Source organism: Allobosea sp. GW823-FHT02B03 (assembly GCF_058797755.1).
On the sequence record NZ_JBXAJY010000002.1, the window covers coordinates 615,110 to 630,227 of the forward strand.

The window sequence follows — 15,118 nt, forward strand, 5'->3', positions numbered from 1 at the left end:
CGGGAAAGGGCTCAGCCATATCGGCACAGCCCGTCCCCGATCGCTCGTGGCGACCTAGCTGTTCACCCCGCCATCGATGGTCAGCCCGGCCCCGGTGATGAACCGCCCCTCCTCGCTCGCCAGATAGGCGATGAGGCCGGCGATATCCTCCGGCTTGCCGAAATGCGGGATCGCCATGCGGGCAAGCTGGGCATCGGCATGCTCGCCGACGGCCGGGTTCATGTCGGTGTCGGTCGCGCCGGGATGGACGACGTTGACGGTGATGCCGCGCGGCCCGAGATCGCGCGCCAGTCCCTTGGTGAAGCCGATCAGCGCCGCCTTGCTCATCGCATAGAGCGCGATGCCGGGGTCGGTCACGCGCTCGGCGAGGCAGGAGCCGGTGGTGATGATGCGCCCGCCCTCGCGCAGATGCGCCGTTGCCGCCTGCGAAGCGACGATCACGGCCCGGACATTGACCGCAAGGATCGCGTCGATCTCCTGCAGGCTCCAGGCGCCGACCTCGCCATAATGCCAGATGCCGGCATTGTTGACGAGGATATCGAGGCCACCGAGCTCCTTTGCAGCGCGGTCGACCGCCGCCGTAAGCGCCGGCGCATCGGCACTGTCGGCCTGCAGCGCGATCGCCTTGCGGCCAAGCGCGCGGATCTGCTCGACCACGGCTTCCGCCTTGTCGCGGGCTCGCTCATAGGTGATCGCGACATCCGCCCCCTCCTGCGCCAGCCGCAGCGCCGTAGCCGCCCCTATGCCGCGGCTGCCGCCTGTCACCAGCGCCTTCTTTCCAGCCATCCTCGTCATCGCATCACCTATTTTGTACCAAATGATACATAATAGGTGACGCGCTTGCGGTCTTCCGTCAAGAAGATTATTTATCGATCGATACAGAAAGGAATTTGATTTGGCTGAACGCGGCCGGCCACGCAGCTTCGACCGGGACGAAGCCCTGCATCGGGCGATGATGCTGTTCTGGGAGAAGGGCTTCCAGGCGACCTCGATGAGCGAACTCACAGCCGCCATGGGCATCAACGCGCCGAGCCTCTACGCAGCCTTCGGCAGCAAGGACGCGCTCTATCGCGAGGCGATGGCCTTGTATGAAGAGGGCGATGGGGTCGAACTCGGCCGCCAGATAGCCGAAGCCCCGAGCGCCAGGGCCGCGATCGAAGCCTATCTGATGCGCTCCGCTGCACTCTTCACGCGCTCCGGCAAGCCGGCCGGCTGCATGGTCGTGCTGTCGGTGATCCACGGCGCCGGCACGAGCCCGCAGACCGGCGCGGCGCTACGCGATGCGAGAGCCGAAGCGCAGGCGATCATCGAAGCGCGGCTGCGCCGGGCGGTCGAGACAGGGGAGCTGCCGGCGACATGCGATCCGGCGGGCATCGCCTCGTTCTACGTTACCGTGCAGCAGGGCATGTCGATCCGGGCCCGCGATGGCGCGACGCTGCCGGAGCTGGAATCGATCGCGCAGGCAGCGATGGCAGCCTGGGAAGGCCTGACGCAGGCCAGGAGCTGAACCGGCCGGGTTCCGCCGATGCGCTTAACCCCTTGCTCAGATTGAATCGAGGCTTTGCTGGGCAAGTCCGCCGAACTCCGGCACCTTCGCCGGCAGTCGATGGAGCTTTCGATGATCCGCGCCCTTGCTGTCGCCACGCTCGCCATCATGCTCGTTCCGGCCAGCGCCGAAGCGGCGAAGTTCAGGTTCGGCGGCAGCCGTTCCAGCGACAGCCAGACGAGCTCATCGAACCGCGACGGCTCGCTCATCGTCACGCCCGGCCTTCGCAGCCGGCAGACCAGCCAGCCGGCGCCCGCCCAGCAGCCGCGCGCCGCCAGTCCGAACCGGGCCGCCGAACCGGTGCCGCTACGGTTGACTGCCGCCGAGGAGCCGCGAGTCTGGTGCCGCTCGCAGGTCGTCGTCGGCGGCTTCTGCGTCCTGAACTGACGCTCGCCTTCACCTTCGGACAGCCGGCCGACGGCCAAATCCGGCGTCCCGCCCCGGCGCTTCCTGTCCCCGCTACTATGGCGCCGCGCCGGAAGGCGAGGCCTGGAGCGACTGCTCGATGGCGGCCCTTGCAGCGATGAACGCCTCCTGCCCTTTCGGGCTGATGCCCTGTTGCTGTTCGAGCAGCAGCAGGGCCGACTCGTAGACCTCGCGAACATCCCTGGCCTCGAGGGTGCCTTTCAGCAGCAGGCATCGCAGCAACGCCGCCAGCGTCGCCGATGACACCAGATTGCTCGCGGCGACGGCCTCGTTCTGGTTCATCACGCGACCTCGTTCAGTGTGCGGCCTGCCCGGAATCCGGCATCTCGCAGCCCTGCGCCGCATAGGCGCGCATGTTGTTCGGCAGCGTTCTTATGGCGATGCCCGTCATGCTCGCGGCAGCGGTTCGGTCTCCGCCGATATCGCGCAGGGTCGCCAGGATCAGGTTTCGTTCGACGTCAGCGACAGGCAGGCCGACGAGATGCTCGACGGCGGCCAACCCGGAAGCGGGATTGCGCATGGTCGCGGTCCTTTCGAGCCCCCCAAAGACCCCGATGGACGCCATAAGGGGACGCCGAGACAGTTAAGGAGCGGTTAAGTCAGGCTCGCCCCTCGGAGCACGCAGCGAGGCGCCGCGGCCTCTGCCCCGGCACAGAAGCAGTGCCTTTCACGTGCCCACCCTGGATCGGGGACCAGTTCCTGCTGTCGTCAGCCGGCCTGCATCGCCCGCCAGCGGCCCGGCGAAAGCCCGTAGGCCTGCCGAAAACGCCGCGTCATATGGGCTTGGTCGGCAAAGCCGCTCGCCGCGGCGGCATCGGCGAGACCTTCGCCCCGCCGGATCAGCCCCCTCGCCCGCTCCAGCCTGCGCATCACCAGATAGTGATGCGGGCTGGTGCCATAGCGGCGGCGGAAATGCCGGGCGAGCGCATAGCGGTCGAGCCCGGTCACCGCCTCCAGCCTTTGCGAGTCGACGGCCTCGTCGAGGCTGTCCGCCAGGAAATCGCGCGCCAGAACGCAGGCCCGCTCGGCCTGTGTTTCCGAACGGCGCCGCACGCAGGACGAATCCAGCGCCAGAAGCGCCTCGCCCAGCTCCCCCACCGCCTGGTCGCGCTCCAGCGGCTCCAGCGCATGATCGAGATCGCCGAGCAAACCGATCAGCGCCCGCATCAGCCGGCCATCGCGGCAGACCGCATCGCCGGCAAAGGGCGCGGCGCTGGCCCGGCCGGCGAGCGCCTGCATGATCAGCCCCGGCTCGACATAGGCCATGCGGTAGCGAAACCCGCCGGCCATGCCGGCTCGCCCGTCATGCACCTCGTCCGGATGTAGGACGATCAAGTCGCCCGGCGTCGAGTCCCGCTTGGCGCCGCGGTAATCGAAGCTCTGGACGCCGCTCAGCGTGTAGCCGATCGCATAGGTGTCGTGCCGGTGCGGATCATAGGCATGGCCGCCAAAGAAGGCCTCGATCCGCTCGGGACCGGCCTCGTCCGGCGCCGTGCGGATCCAGTCGCCCCGAACGCACGAACGTTCAAGACCGGCCGACCGCCCGTTCCCTATTGTGCCCGTCATGCGCTTCGACACCAAGATTGCCGTCATCGTCCACGAGGAGCTCGCCAGCTGGCAAAAGCTCAACGTCGCCTGCTTCCTCTCAGGTGGGCTCGTCGCCGCCACGCCCGAACTTGGCGGCGAAGCTTACCGCGACGGCTCGGGCAAGGTCTATGGCCCGCTGATCCGTCAGCCGGTGCTGGTCTTCGCTGCGGCCTCCACCGACCTTTCCCGCGTGTTGCGCAGAGCCGACGAAGCGGGCTTGCGCCCCTCGCTCTACACCCGCGAACTCTTCGCCACCGGCCATGACGAAGCCAACCGCGCCGCGGTCGAGGTGGTCGCGACCGACGCGCTCGATCTCGTCGGCATCGCTCTCCATGGCGAACGCAAGGCGGTCGACAAGGCGATCAAGGGGCTGAAGCTGCATCCTTAGCGGTGCCGCGCTCCCCTCTCCCCTTGCGGGAGAGGGTAGGGAGCGGGGGCGCACGACCATATCCGCGTCATGGTCAGGCTTGTTCCAACCATCCACGCCTTCCTTTGGAGAGCGCGCTCACCCCGTCCGCGCAACCCGCCCCTCGAGCGGATAGGCAGGATCGGTGTAGCCCGGCGTCGAGGGGTGGCCGGCGGGCACCAGCGCGTCGACCAGCGCCTCGTCCGCCGCGCTGAAGCTGACATCGAGCGCGGAGAGATAGGCCTGCCACTGCTCCATGGTGCGCGGCCCGGCCACCGCCGCGGTCAGGAGCTTGTTGTTCAGCACCCAGAGCACTGCGAACTGCACCGGCGTCATCCCGCGCGCCGCGGCGTGGTCGCGGATCTGGCGGGCGATCACCAGCGATTCCTCGCGCCATTCGGTCTGCATCAGGCGCCGGTCGGCGCGCCCGGCCCGCGTGCCTTCCGGCGGCGCCTGGCCGGGCTCGTATTTCGCGGTGAGGATGCCGCGCGCCAGCGGCGAATAGCTGGCGACGCCGAGCCCGTAATAGCCGCAGGCCGGGAGGTGCTCGACCTCGGGCATGCGGTTCATCGCGTTGTAATAGGGCTGGCTGACCACCGGCCGGTCGATGCCGAGCTCGTCGCAGAGTCGGCAGATCTCGGCGACGCGCCAGGCCCGAAAGTTCGAGACGCCGAAATGGCGGATCTTGCCCTGCCGCACGAGATCGCCGACGGCTCGCACCGTTTCGGCAAGCGGCGTCTCGTGATCCTCCTTGTGGAGGTAGTAGATGTCGATGAACTCGCTGCCGAGCCGCTTCAGGCTGGCGTCGCAGGCCTGGAGCAGCCATTTGCGCGAGAGCCCGCGCTGGTTCGGCCCCGGCCCCATCGGGTTGGCCGCCTTGGTCGCCAGCACCCAGTCATGGCGCCTGTCGGCGATGGCGCGCCCGACGATCTCCTCCGAGCGTCCGTCCGAGTAGGCGTCGGCGGTGTCGATGAAATTGATCCCGGCCGCGGCGGCATGGTCGATGATGGCGCGGGATTCGGGCTCCGGCGTCGCCGCGCCGAACATCATCGTGCCCAGGCATAGCGGCGAGACCTTGAGGCCGGAGCGGCCGAGCTGGCGATACTTCATGACGATCTCCACGGGGAGCAGGAAACCTGCCCGATACGCCCGCTCCGCGCCAGCGCGACCGGCGCAGGGCGACCTTGCGCAAGGAAATCCTCAACCTTTCGTGACAGGCTCCGCCCATGCCCGTTCAGCCGACCCTCAAGGCGAACCTCGCCACGCTGGCGCAGAGCCAGAACTTCGCGACCTTGCTCGCGGCGCTGAACGGCGCGGGCCTTGCCGCGGGCAAGACGGTCGAAGCCAAGCTTCTGTCGCTCGACGGCGAGGGCAACGCCACTGCCCTGGTCAATGGCGTCAAGATCGCACTCGTGCTGGCAGGGCCGGAAGCCCGGCAGGCCGCCCTGCAGCCGGGCGCCAGCCTGCTGCTCAGATTCGACGAGCCGGCCAAGCCCGGCGCCCCGATGCAGGCCGTCCTGGTCGGCACCCGCCCTGCTCCCTCCGGTGAACCTGCCCCTGCCGTGAACCCGCCAGCGAGCCCGGCCCAGGCAGCCCTTCCAACGGCACGCCCCGGCGCCCCGGTTCAGCAGCCGGCAGCAACGGGCACCTCCCCTCTTCCCGCGGCTGGTTCTCCTGCCGCTTCGGCCTCGGCACCTGTCGCCGCGGCAGCGTCCGCCGCATCGCCGCTTCCGACCGAACGGGCGAGCGCCACGCTCCCCACTCCGGGTATCCAGCCGCCGCCCGTCCCTGCCTCGCCCCGCGCCATCGCCGGACCGCAGCTCGGCGCCGCCATCGCCCGGCAGGACAGCCTCGCCCCGCTCTTCGCCAATCTCGCCGGACTGGCGCAAGGCTCGGTCGCACTGGTCCTGCCGAAGCCGCTGCTCGCACTGGTCGACCAGATCCTCGCCCAGCGCCTGCCGGTCGAAAGCAAGCCGCTCACCGGCGAAGCGCTGCGCAAGGCAGTCGCGCGCTCCGGCCTCTTCCTCGAAGCCCGCCAGGCCAATGGCGAGGCACGGCCGCCTCAGGCCGATCTCAAAGCCGGGCTCCAGGCGCTACGCGACCTGCTGCGCCCGGCCATCCAGCCTTTGGCGGCCGGCGATCAGCGATCTGTTGAGGGCGAGCCCGCCCAGACACGCCCTGCGGCATCGCCCGGACAGAACGCCTCGACCGCGCCAGCTACCGATCCCCGGCCGGCCATGCCGCGCCCCGGGCTACTGACGCCGCAGCCGGTCCAGGAGCCGAGCCTGACGCCGGCCTCGCGCCCCGCGATCATCGCCCAGACCCTGTTCGAACAGGCCGAGGCGGGGCTCGACCGGATCACGCTGGCGCAATACGCCTCATTGCCACCCGAGGCCGCTCGCGGCGAGACACAGGCGCCGACACGCTGGCTCGCCGAAATCCCGCTCGCCCTCCACAACGGCACCGCCATGCTGCCGCTCGAGATCGAGCGCGACCCGCCGCAGCCGGGCAGCGCCACGACCGAGGCCCCGATCTGGCGGGTTCGCTTCGGGCTCGATGCCGAGCCGCTGGGTGCCCTCCAGGGTCTGGTGACCCTGCAAGGGCGCGCCATCTCGGTCTCATTCTGGGCCGAACGCGAGGAAACCAGCCGCCTGCTGCGTCAGGCCGGACCCGATCTCGAGGCCTCGCTCGTCCAGGCCCGTTTCGAAAGCGCCGCACTCGAAGTGCACACCGGCCAGCCGCGCCCGGCCAAGGCCGCTTCCGGCCAGTTCCTGGACCGCCGCTCATGAGCGAGCCGCTTTCCCGGCAGATCGCGGTCGCGCTCGAATATGACGGGCACGGCGCCCCGCGCGTCACCGCCAAGGGGCGCGGCGAGATCGCGCAGAAAATCGTCGAAACGGCGCGCGAACACGATGTCGCCGTCGAGCAGAACGTGCTGCTGGCCGAGGCTCTGTCCGCCGTCGAGCTCGAAGACACCATTCCCGAGGAGCTTTACCGCGCCACCGCGCAGGTCATCGCCTTCGTGCTCTCGCTGCGGCGCGACCTCAGGCGGACATGAGCGAAGGGATCGGCGTCAGCCGCGTTTCCGCTGCGCGCTATGGGGAGATGGCGGCCGCCTTCGCCGATCTTTGCCTGCGCGCCGAGGCGCCGAACCTGCACATGGCGCCCGCCGCCATCGCCGCGGCCCTGTCGGGCCCTGTGAAGCAGGCGGACGATATCGTCATCCTCTGCGCTGATGACGGTAATGGCATGTTGCTCGGCGTCTGGGCCTTCCGTCGGATACGCAGCCTCCAGACCGGCTTTGTCGCCATGCTGCAGGCGCCTCTGGTCCCGCTCTACGAGGTGTCCTCCGCTCCGGTGCTCGACCGCGAGGCTGCCGCGCCCACCGCGCTCGCCCTGCTGCGCTTCATCGCCGAAGCCGCCGACCTGCCGAAACGGCTGCGCCTGCCGCTATTGCCGGTCGAGGGGGCGACGTTCGAGGCCCTGGCCGCTGGCTGCGCCGAAACCCGCAGCGCGCTGCACCGCTTCGAAGCCTGGGATAGACCAATGGCGCTTCCGATGCCGGGCGATACGGCCGAAGCCTATCTGCGGCGCTCGCTCGGCCAAGGCTACAAGAAGCGTCTGCAACAACATCGCCAGTTGGAGAAGGCTGGCACTCTTGTCTACAGCCGCCATCGCCGCGCAGACGGTGTCGCAGCGCTGGAAGAGTTCCTCGCGCTCGAAACCGCTGGCTGGAAGGGCGCAAACGGCACCGCACTCGCCAAGCTTCCCGCCGACGCCGCCTATTTTCGCGAGGTGATCGGGCGATTCGCCGCGGCGGACATGGCGCGGATCGACCTGCTTCGGCTGGACAATGTCCCAATCGCAGCCGGCGTGCTGCTCGATTTCGCCGGCCAGTCGCATTTCCTCAAGATCGCCTATGACGAGGCGCTCGCCCGGCTCTCGCCCGGCCGTGGCCTCGCCATCGAGATGCTGCGCGCCGATCTCGCCACCAGCCAGCCTTTCCGCCTCGACAGCGGCGCCGGCGACCGGGTCGACGCCTCCGCCTATCCCTGGGGCGAACGGCAGGCCATGGCGCATGCGATCCTGGCGATCGGCTCCGCCGGCTCGCCCCTGCCACGTCTCGCCGCCCGCGGGCGGATGCTGCTGCGGCAATGGCGCGACCGCAAGCTCGGCTCAGCCGGCGGCGCAGCGCGTTGACCGTGGCCGCGCGCTGACCGATAGACGTCGTCGAGGCGTTCGACAGCAGCTTGGGAAGGCGATGCGCGTTCTGGTGACGGGAGCAGCCGGGTTCATCGGCAACGAGACGGCCAAAGTCCTGCTGGAACGCGGCGACGAGGTCGTCGGCATCGACAATCTCAACGACTACTACGATCCCGCCCTGAAGCAGGCACGGCTGGAACGCCTCGCCGGCCATAACCGCTTCAGCTTCGAGAAGCTCGATCTCGCCGACCGCGAAGCCATTCAGGTGCTGTTCGCCGAAGGCCGCTTCGAGCGCGTCGTCCATCTCGGCGCCCAGGCCGGCGTGCGCTACTCGATCACCCATCCGCAGGCCTATCTCGACAGCAATCTGACAGGCTTCGGCCATATCCTCGAAGGCTGCCGCCGGAACGGCGTCGAGCATCTGGTCTACGCCTCGTCGAGTTCGGTCTACGGCGCCAATACCCGCACCCCCTTCCGGGTCGAGGACAATGCCGACCACCCGGTCAGCCTCTATGCCGCGACCAAGAAGGCCAATGAAGGCATGGCCCATGCCTACGCCCATCTCTACGGGCTGCCGACCACGGGCCTGCGCTTCTTCACGGTCTACGGACCCTGGGGCCGGCCCGACATGGCGCCGATGATCTTCACCCGGAAGATCCTGGCCGGCGAGCCGATCGAGGTCTTCAACGAAGGCCGCCACGAGCGCGACTTCACCTATGTCGACGATATCGTCGAGGGCGTGGTTCGCACGCTCGACACCGTCGCCGCCGCGGACCCGGCCTGGTCCGGCGACGATCCCAGCCCGGCGACCTCCTCGGCGCCGTGGCGACTCTACAATATCGGCAACTCCGCACCCGTGCCGCTGATGGAGTTCATCGCCACCATCGAGCAGGCGGTCGGACGCAAGGCTGTCATGGAGATGAGGCCGCGCCAGCCGGGAGACGTGCTGCGCACCGCCGCCGACGTCTCGGCGCTGGAGGCTGCCGTCGGCTTTCGCCCCCACACGCCGCTGGCCGAAGGCATCGGGCGGATGGTGCGCTGGTACCGCGATTTCTACCGGGTTTGAGGACAGGCCATGACGTCACCTGCGAAGATCGGCATCGTCACCGTTTCGGACCGCGCCTCGGCCGGCGTCTACGCCGATGAAGGCGGCCCGGCGATCCTCGACTATCTCGGCAAGGCACTGGCTAGCCCCTGGCAGGCAGTTTCACGCGTCATCCCCGACGATCGCGCCGGCATCGCCCGAACGCTGACCGAGCTCGCCGATGTCGAGGGCTGCTGCCTGATCGTCACCACCGGTGGCACCGGCCCGGCCCCGCGCGACGTCACGCCGGAAGCGACCGAGGACGTGATCTACAAGCTGATGCCGGGCTTCGGCGAATTGATGCGCCAGGTCAGCCTCGCCAAGGTGCCGACCGCGATCCTCTCGCGCCAGCTCGCCGGCATCCGCGGCAAGTCGCTGATCGTCAACCTGCCCGGCCGCCCGCGCGCCATCGCCGAATGCCTCGACGCGGTGATGCCGGCGATCCCTTATTGCATCGACCTGATCGAGGGGCCCTATCTTGAGACCGATCCGGCGGTGATCGTCGCGTTCCGCCCGGGACAGAAGCCAAAGGGCTGAGCGCTCTCCACGCGGACTGATCTTGAGGGCGATCTGGTCAGCGCCACGCGGGAAACACCTCGCATCCCGTGGCGCACCTCGCGGGCCGGTCTCCTGGCAGCGTCGTACGCCCGGGCAGCCGACCTCTGAAACGGCTCGGCCCGCCGACTCCGTTTATTGGATGGTAGCCTCGCTGTGCTAGAGGAACGCGAACGCCATTTCGCTCGCCCGGGAACACCAGATGCCTTCGCCCAAGATCATCCCGCTCGTCATGGCCGGCGGTGCCGGAACCCGGCTCTGGCCGCTGTCGCGCGATACCATGCCCAAGCAGTTCATTCCGCTGCTCGAAGGCGGGCTCTCGACCTTTCAGGCGACGCTGCTGCGGCTGGCTGACGCGACCTTCGACACACCGATCGTCATCACCAACAACGATTTCCGTTTCATCGCCGCCGAGCAGATGCTCGCCTGCGGCATCGAGGGCGAGATCGTGCTCGAGCCCGAGCGCCGCGATTCCGCCGCTGCGATCGCCGTCGGCGCCGTACTGGCCAGCCGACGCGACCCCGAAGCCGTCGGCCTCGCCCTCGCCTCAGACCACCTCATTACCGATGCGGCAGCCTTTCGCAGCGACTGCAAGCGCGCCGCCCGCCTCGCCGCCGCCGGCCTGATCATGACTCTCGGCATTCCGCCGACGCATCCCTCGACGGCCTATGGCTATCTCGCGCCGGGCGAGAAGCTCGCTGAGCCGGGGGCCAGCCGCCTCGCCCGCTTCGTCGAGAAGCCGAAGCTCGAACTCGCCACGCAATATCTTGCCGAAGGTTACCTCTGGAACAGCGGCAACTTCCTCTTCGGCGCGAGGACCATGCTGAGCGAACTAGCGCGCCACGCCCCCGAGGTGCTCGAAGCCGCAGAGGCCGCCGTCGAGAAGGCCGGGCGGGACCTCGACTTCCTGAGGCTCGATCCAGAGAGCTTCGCCCGCGCCACCAAGATCTCGATCGACTACGCGGTGATGGAGCGTACCGACTCGGCCGGCATGCTGGCTGCTTCCTTCGACTGGTCGGATATCGGCGCATGGGATTCGATCCATGAGATCAAGCCGAAGGACGGCGACGACAACGTGCTCGAAGGCCCTGCAGTGGTGATCGACACCCATCGCTCGCTGGTGCGCAGCGACGAGATGCTGACCACCGTCGTCGGCCTCGACGATGTCGTCGTCGTCGCAACCCGCGACGCCGTGCTGGTCGCCTCGATGGCCGCTGCCGGCAAGGTCAAGAACCTCGTCGAGCAGATGAAAGCGAGCGGCCGGCCGGAGGCCAGCGAGCACCTGCGCATATACCGTCCCTGGGGCTGGTACCAGCGCGTCGACCTCGGCACGCGCTTCCAGGTCAAGCGTATCCACGTCAAGGAAGCCGGCCAGCTCAGCCTGCAGAAGCACTTCCATCGCGCCGAGCACTGGGTCGTGGTTTCCGGCACCGCCGAGGTCACGGTCGACGACCGCACCGTCTTCGTCCACGAGAACGAGTCGGTCTACTTGCCGATCGGCTGCACCCACCGACTGAAGAACCCGGGCAAGATTCCGCTAGAACTGATCGAGGTCCAGGTCGGCTCCTATACCGGCGAGGACGACATCGTCAGGATCGAGGACATCTACGCACGCAACTGAGAGCGGTGCCTGCCGCTCCCTTCAGCGCCGCTTCTCCAGGGCCTGCCCTATCGCCTGGACGAGCTCGGGCGAGACCGGGTCGGTGCGCGAGCTGAAGCTGCCGGCAAGGCTGCCGTCGCGGCCGACCAGGTATTTGTGGAAGTTCCAGCTCGGCGTCTCGGCCGGGCGCTGGCTAGCCGCCCAACGATAGAAGGGATGGGCCGCCTCGCCACGCACCGCGACCTTCTCGGTGATCAGGTAGTTCGCGCCATGGCTCTGCCGTACCGCCTCGGCGATCGCCGCCCCGGCGAGCGGCTCCTGCCCGCCGAAATCATTGCTCGGCACGGCAATCAGCATCAGACCGCGCGTGCGGTAGCGCTGCCAGAGCTGCTCCAGCCCGGCGAACTGTCCGGCGAGGCCGCAGCGCGTCGCCGTGTTGACGATCAGGATCGGCTTGCCGCGATAGGCCTCGAGCGGGACCCTTCCGCCTTCTGCCCTGTCGAAGCTGAAAGCATAGGCGTTGCTGTCGCCCTGCGCCGCGTTCACCTCGGCGATCATCGGATAGGCGAGTAGGGCAAGGACCTGGCGGCGGTGGAGACGCATGGGCTGGCTCCGGCGAAATCGGAACACATCGTAGAGCAAAATGAGAAAAGGTGGGAGCCGGTTTTTTCGGCGCCCCTGCCCCAGCCCGCCCCGGAACGACGAAGCCCCGGCCTGGGGCCGGGGCTTCGCAAGAAACTGCCGCCGCAGCAGGCAGCTCAGCAGGACAGGACCTTCTTGACCCGAACCTCGAGGTCTCGCAGTTCGTAAGGCTTCACGACATAGTGGTCGGCGCCGTTGGTCGTCGCCTCGTCCATCTTGTCGACCGAGCGCTCAGAGGTCGCCATGATGATCTTGATCTGGTTGAGCTCGGGCACCGAGCGGATCGCGCGGAGCAGGTCGATGCCGCTCATCCCGTCCATGTTCCAGTCGAGCAGCAGCAAGTCGTAGCGCTTGGTCTGCATCTTCATCAGGGCTTCGCGGGCGTTCTCCGCCTCGTCGATGTCCTGGAATTCGATCTGCTTCAGGAAATAGGTCGCGAGCCCGCGCATGCTCTTCTGGTCGTCGACCACGAGGATGCGATAATCGCTTCTCGCCTTTGTCATAACACTCTCCTCACGCGGTCCGCTGATGCGGCCGCTCGCCGATCAACCCCGCGACGACACCACCGATCTGGTCGAGCGCGACGGCCCGATCAGCGGCGCCGATCTCGAACGCGGCTTTCGGCATCCCGTTTACCACACAGGTCTCACCGCTTTGGATTAACGTCTCGGCCCCGGCTTTGCGCATGGCTAACAAACCGTCAGCGCCATCACGTCCCATGCCGGTGAGCAGCACGCCGACCGCCTGGGCGCCGGCGGCCCGCGCCACCGAATGGAACATCACGTCGACGGAGGGGCAGTGCCCACTGACCAGCGGCCCTTCCCTGAGCTGGCAGACGAATTCGCCGCGCCGCTCCTCGATCTCGAGATGGCGGTGACCGCCGGGCGCGACTACGGCCATGCCGGGCCGCAGCCGGTCGCCATCGGCGGCTTCCCGGACATCGAGCCCGGTCGCCGCCGCGAGCCGCGCCGCGAACTTCGCGGTGTAGCCGGCTGGCATGTGCTGGACGACGACGATCGGCAGCCGCGTGAAGGCGAGATCGCGCATCACCACCTGGACAGCGGGGACGCCGCCGGTCGAGGCGCCGATCGCGATCAGCGGCGACTTGCCGACGGTGCGGCTGATCTCGCGGGCGATCGTCGGACGCGCCGGCACGGCAGCGGCCGGGGCTTCCTTCGCGGCGCGGGCCGCCATCAGCAGGCGTCGGCTGGCCGAGGCCCGCTGCAGCGCCGTGCCGACATGCTTCATGAAGCTGTCGAGCGTATGGGTGGTACCGTCCGGCTTCTCGATGAAGTCGATCGCGCCGAGCTCCAGCGCCTGGATGGTGTTGTCGGCGCCCGGCCCGCCGAAGGCCGAGACGATCAGCACCGGCAGCGGGTCCTGCTTCAGCACGCGGGCGAGCAGCTTCAGCCCGTGACGGCCCGGCAGTTCGAGATCGAGCGTCAGGATGTCCGGCCGCAATTCCTGGATCGCGTCCCAGCCCTCCTCGGCGCTGCCGGCGACGCCGATCACCTGGAAGCCGGGCGTCGAGTTGATGATCTGCGTCATCAGCTTCTGCATCAGCACGGAATCGTCGACGACGAGGACTTTCACCGGGCCGGCGGAGGGGTTCGGCATGCCCATCACCAGATCTCCACTTCGCCCGCCACCGGCTGGGTCTTGAGGCGGTTGAGGTAGGCAAGCTCCTGCTCCCGCTCGGGATCGCGCGCGGCCTGCTGGACATGCTGGACCCAGGCGCGCCCGGTCGTGGGCTGGTAGTGGATGCGGCGCGAGCGGGTGCCGCCGACATCCCTGGACACGACCGGGATGCCCTCGCGGGCGAGGAACTCGTTGACGAAGGTGATGTTGCCCTCGCCGATCGCCAGCATGGTGGCGCCGGAGAGCACGCGGGCGCCGCCGAAGACCTTGGCCTCGAGCTGGCCGCGCCTGGCGCCGCGCTTGAGCAGCCCGTTGATCAGCACCTCCATGGCGGTGTCGCCATAGCGCTCGCCGGCACTGGTGTCGGAGCCGCCATTGTTCTTTGGCAGCAGGAAATGGTTGAGCCCGCCGACCCCGATATTCGGGTCACGCATGCAGACCGAGATGCAGGAGCCGAGCACCGTCGCCACGATCTCGTCTTTCGCGGAGGTAATCTCATGCTCACCGGGCGCGACCGTGATGATCGTCGCGTCGAAGCGCGGATCGAAATAACGCCGTGAGGATCGGGCAAGGCTCATCTGGCAAAGCTCATGGCGTGCGCTCGTAGATCGTCCGGCCGATCAGCCGAAGCTTGGGGTGTGGCTGCGGCAGGGATTCCGAATGGCCGAGATAGAGAAAGCCGCCCGGATGGATCAGCGAGACGAAGCGATCGAGGATCGCGGCCTTGGTCGGCGTGTCGAAATAGATGAAGACATTCCGGCAGAAGACGACGTCGAACGCGCCCTTCATCGGCCAGCTCTCGATCAGGTTGAGCCGCTTGAAGGCGATCAGGCGCTTGAGATCGTCGCTGATACGCGCCTCGCCGCGGCCCGCCTGGCCCTCGAAGCGCAGGAGCGGACGCAGATCGGCAGGCAGGCGCTCGAACAGCTCCAGCGGATAGAGCCCTGCTGCGGCACGGTCGAGAATGTCGGTGTCGATATCGGTCGCGAGGATCCTGAAATCGAGGTCGCCGCGATGGCCGATCACGTCGCGCGAGACCGCCGCGATGCTGTAGGCCTCCTCGCCCGAGGAGCAGGCCGAGGACCAGATCCGGATGCGGCCGCGCCGGGCGGCGCGCTCCTGGATCAGCCGCGGCAGCACATCGCCGCGCAGATGGTCGAAATGGTGGCGCTCGCGGAAGAAGGCGGTGTGGTTGGTGGTGACGGCGTTGATCAGCTCGGGGATTTCGTCGAGCGCCGCTGGCGTCTTCAGGAAGGCGCAGTATTCGGCGACCGAGTTCAACCCCAGCGCCTTGACGCGCCGCGCCAGCCGCCCGCGCGTCATCGCTTCCTTGTGCTCGCGAATGACGATGCCGGCATGCTCGTAGACGAGCTTGGCAACAAAGCCCATGTCGTCGCGGGTCAAGGTGGGTTCGGCCTGGGGCGGCGGGGC

General features: G+C 68.2%; 19 protein-coding genes. 9 read left to right on the top strand and 10 right to left on the bottom strand.

The window, feature by feature from the left end:
- Positions 1-54: 54 nt before the first annotated feature.
- Complete coding sequence (locus tag AC1REK_RS07885; protein ID WP_492268468.1) at positions 55-795, bottom strand: SDR family NAD(P)-dependent oxidoreductase; 741 nt, start codon at positions 793-795, stop codon at positions 55-57.
- 100 nt (positions 796-895) lie between these two features.
- Between AC1REK_RS07885 and AC1REK_RS07890 the strand changes: the two genes are divergently transcribed.
- Positions 896-1,507: a TetR/AcrR family transcriptional regulator gene (locus AC1REK_RS07890; protein ID WP_492268467.1), complete on the top strand. Its 612-nt coding sequence runs from the start codon at positions 896-898 to the stop codon at positions 1,505-1,507.
- A gap of 111 nt (positions 1,508-1,618) precedes the next feature.
- The gene (locus AC1REK_RS07895; protein ID WP_492268466.1) at positions 1,619-1,933 is read left to right on the top strand and encodes a hypothetical protein; all 315 of its coding nucleotides are present in this window, start codon (positions 1,619-1,621) and stop codon (positions 1,931-1,933) included.
- 75 nt (positions 1,934-2,008) lie between these two features.
- Here the strand turns inward: AC1REK_RS07895 and AC1REK_RS07900 are convergent, their stop codons facing one another.
- The 3 genes from AC1REK_RS07900 to AC1REK_RS07910 all read right to left on the bottom strand — a co-directional run bounded on the left by AC1REK_RS07900 (position 2,009) and on the right by AC1REK_RS07910 (position 3,538).
- A complete protein-coding gene (locus AC1REK_RS07900; protein WP_316017743.1) occupies positions 2,009-2,254 on the bottom strand; it encodes a hypothetical protein in 246 nt (81 codons plus the stop codon).
- A 13-nt stretch (positions 2,255-2,267) separates the two neighbouring features.
- The gene (locus AC1REK_RS07905) at positions 2,268-2,492 is read right to left on the bottom strand and encodes a helix-turn-helix domain-containing protein (RefSeq protein WP_492268465.1); all 225 of its coding nucleotides are present in this window, start codon (positions 2,490-2,492) and stop codon (positions 2,268-2,270) included.
- Between the two features lie 188 nt (positions 2,493-2,680).
- Positions 2,681-3,538, bottom strand: a complete 858-nt coding sequence (locus AC1REK_RS07910; protein ID WP_492268464.1) for an AraC family transcriptional regulator — start codon at positions 3,536-3,538, stop codon at positions 2,681-2,683.
- Between AC1REK_RS07910 and AC1REK_RS07915 the strand changes: the two genes are divergently transcribed.
- Entirely contained in the window at positions 3,537-3,947 is a 411-nt protein-coding gene (locus AC1REK_RS07915; protein WP_492268463.1) for a DUF2000 family protein, read from the top strand. The genes AC1REK_RS07910 and AC1REK_RS07915 overlap by 2 nt on opposite strands.
- Before the next feature lie 117 nt (positions 3,948-4,064).
- Here AC1REK_RS07915 and AC1REK_RS07920 read toward each other — a convergent pair whose 3' ends face one another.
- Entirely contained in the window at positions 4,065-5,075 is a 1,011-nt protein-coding gene (locus AC1REK_RS07920; RefSeq protein ID WP_316017747.1) for an aldo/keto reductase, read from the bottom strand.
- A gap of 116 nt (positions 5,076-5,191) precedes the next feature.
- Here AC1REK_RS07920 and fliK point away from each other — a divergent pair, with 116 nt between their 5' ends.
- The 6 genes from fliK to AC1REK_RS07950 all read left to right on the top strand — a co-directional run bounded on the left by fliK (position 5,192) and on the right by AC1REK_RS07950 (position 11,428).
- Positions 5,192-6,754: a flagellar hook-length control protein FliK gene (gene fliK, locus AC1REK_RS07925; protein WP_492268462.1), complete on the top strand. Its 1,563-nt coding sequence runs from the start codon at positions 5,192-5,194 to the stop codon at positions 6,752-6,754.
- Positions 6,751-7,023, top strand: coding sequence for an EscU/YscU/HrcU family type III secretion system export apparatus switch protein (locus AC1REK_RS07930; RefSeq protein ID WP_327524597.1), 273 nt, complete (start codon positions 6,751-6,753; stop codon positions 7,021-7,023). The genes fliK and AC1REK_RS07930 overlap by 4 nt, the downstream gene beginning before the upstream one ends.
- Positions 7,020-8,165: a GNAT family N-acetyltransferase gene (locus AC1REK_RS07935; RefSeq protein WP_492268461.1), complete on the top strand. Its 1,146-nt coding sequence runs from the start codon at positions 7,020-7,022 to the stop codon at positions 8,163-8,165. The genes AC1REK_RS07930 and AC1REK_RS07935 overlap by 4 nt, the downstream gene beginning before the upstream one ends.
- A gap of 61 nt (positions 8,166-8,226) precedes the next feature.
- Positions 8,227-9,234 carry an NAD-dependent epimerase gene (locus AC1REK_RS07940; RefSeq protein WP_492268460.1) on the top strand — a complete coding sequence of 336 codons (1,008 nt, stop codon included), beginning with the start codon at positions 8,227-8,229 and terminating at the stop codon, positions 9,232-9,234.
- Positions 9,235-9,243: 9 nt separating this feature from the next.
- Positions 9,244-9,789 (top strand): molybdopterin adenylyltransferase, encoded by a 546-nt coding sequence (mog, locus tag AC1REK_RS07945; protein ID WP_492268459.1) that lies wholly within the window; start codon positions 9,244-9,246, stop codon positions 9,787-9,789.
- Positions 9,790-10,009: 220 nt separating this feature from the next.
- The gene (locus AC1REK_RS07950) at positions 10,010-11,428 is read left to right on the top strand and encodes a mannose-1-phosphate guanylyltransferase/mannose-6-phosphate isomerase (RefSeq protein WP_492268458.1); all 1,419 of its coding nucleotides are present in this window, start codon (positions 10,010-10,012) and stop codon (positions 11,426-11,428) included.
- A 21-nt stretch (positions 11,429-11,449) separates the two neighbouring features.
- On the opposite strand, the gene AC1REK_RS07955 is transcribed toward AC1REK_RS07950, so the two are convergent.
- The 5 genes from AC1REK_RS07955 to AC1REK_RS07975 all read right to left on the bottom strand — a co-directional run bounded on the left by AC1REK_RS07955 (position 11,450) and on the right by AC1REK_RS07975 (position 15,091).
- Positions 11,450-12,010: a glutathione peroxidase gene (locus AC1REK_RS07955; protein WP_492268457.1), complete on the bottom strand. Its 561-nt coding sequence runs from the start codon at positions 12,008-12,010 to the stop codon at positions 11,450-11,452.
- A gap of 155 nt (positions 12,011-12,165) precedes the next feature.
- The gene (locus tag AC1REK_RS07960; protein WP_492268456.1) at positions 12,166-12,552 is read right to left on the bottom strand and encodes a response regulator; all 387 of its coding nucleotides are present in this window, start codon (positions 12,550-12,552) and stop codon (positions 12,166-12,168) included.
- A 10-nt stretch (positions 12,553-12,562) separates the two neighbouring features.
- Positions 12,563-13,672 carry a chemotaxis-specific protein-glutamate methyltransferase CheB gene (gene cheB / locus AC1REK_RS07965; protein ID WP_316017756.1) on the bottom strand — a complete coding sequence of 370 codons (1,110 nt, stop codon included), beginning with the start codon at positions 13,670-13,672 and terminating at the stop codon, positions 12,563-12,565.
- Positions 13,672-14,265, bottom strand: coding sequence for a chemoreceptor glutamine deamidase CheD (locus AC1REK_RS07970; protein ID WP_327524603.1), 594 nt, complete (start codon positions 14,263-14,265; stop codon positions 13,672-13,674). The genes cheB and AC1REK_RS07970 overlap by 1 nt, the downstream gene beginning before the upstream one ends.
- Before the next feature lie 10 nt (positions 14,266-14,275).
- Complete coding sequence (locus tag AC1REK_RS07975; RefSeq protein WP_327524604.1) at positions 14,276-15,091, bottom strand: CheR family methyltransferase; 816 nt, start codon at positions 15,089-15,091, stop codon at positions 14,276-14,278.
- Positions 15,092-15,118 lie beyond the last annotated feature (27 nt).